Source organism: Burkholderia sp. AW33-5 (assembly GCF_053427615.1).
In genome coordinates this window covers 1-719 of sequence record NZ_JBSAXA010000088.1, presented here as the reverse complement: position 1 = coordinate 719, position 719 = coordinate 1, and the positions used below count along the sequence as shown (strand labels likewise).

The window sequence follows — 719 nt, the reverse complement described above, 5'->3', positions numbered from 1 at the left end:
CCTGAAGGCGCTGGTCGACAAGGAACAGCCGCAACTCGTGATCCTCGGCAAGCAGGCGATCGACGACGATTCGAACCAGACGGGCCAGATGCTGGCCGCGCTGGCAGGCCTGCCGCAAGCGACGTTCGCATCGAAGGTCACGATCGCCGATGGTCGTGCCACGGTCGCCCGTGAAGTCGACGGCGGCGCGGAAACGCTGTCGCTGACGCTGCCGGCAGTCGTGACGACCGACCTGCGCCTGAACGAGCCGCGTTACGTGACGCTGCCGAACATCATGAAGGCGAAGAAGAAGCCGCTGGAAACGGTGAAGCCGGAAGACCTGGGCGTGGACGTCGCGCCGCGTCTGAAGACGCTGAAGGTGGCCGAGCCGCCGAAGCGCGCGGCCGGCGTGAAGGTGCCGGACGTGAAGACGCTGGTCGAGAAGCTGAAGACCGAAGCCAAGGTGCTGTAAGAGGGAGCGGAAAGAAATGACGATTCTGGTGATTGCAGAACACGACAACGCGTCGATCAAGGCCGCGACGCTGAACACGGTGGCGGCGGCTGCGAAGATTGGCGGTGACATTCACGTGCTGGTCGCGGGGCACAACGCGCAGGGCGCGGCCGATGCGGCAGCGAAGATTGCAGGCGTGTCGAAGGTGCTGCTGGCCGATGCGCCGCAGCTCGAAGCGGGCCTGGCGGAAAACGTCGAGGCGACCGCGCTGAACATCGCGAAGGACTAT

1 protein-coding gene and 1 pseudogene are annotated in these 719 nt (G+C 65.1%); both read left to right on the top strand.

All coding sequences use genetic code 11. The features are described 5' to 3' along the window. Positions 1–451: electron transfer flavoprotein subunit beta/FixA family protein (locus ACV22V_RS32470; protein ID WP_448016826.1), on the top strand; the 451-nt coding region annotated here is incomplete at its 5' end. 16 nt (positions 452–467) lie between these two features. After that, a pseudogene (locus ACV22V_RS32465) lies at positions 468–719 on the top strand (electron transfer flavoprotein subunit alpha/FixB family protein); the annotation flags it as partial.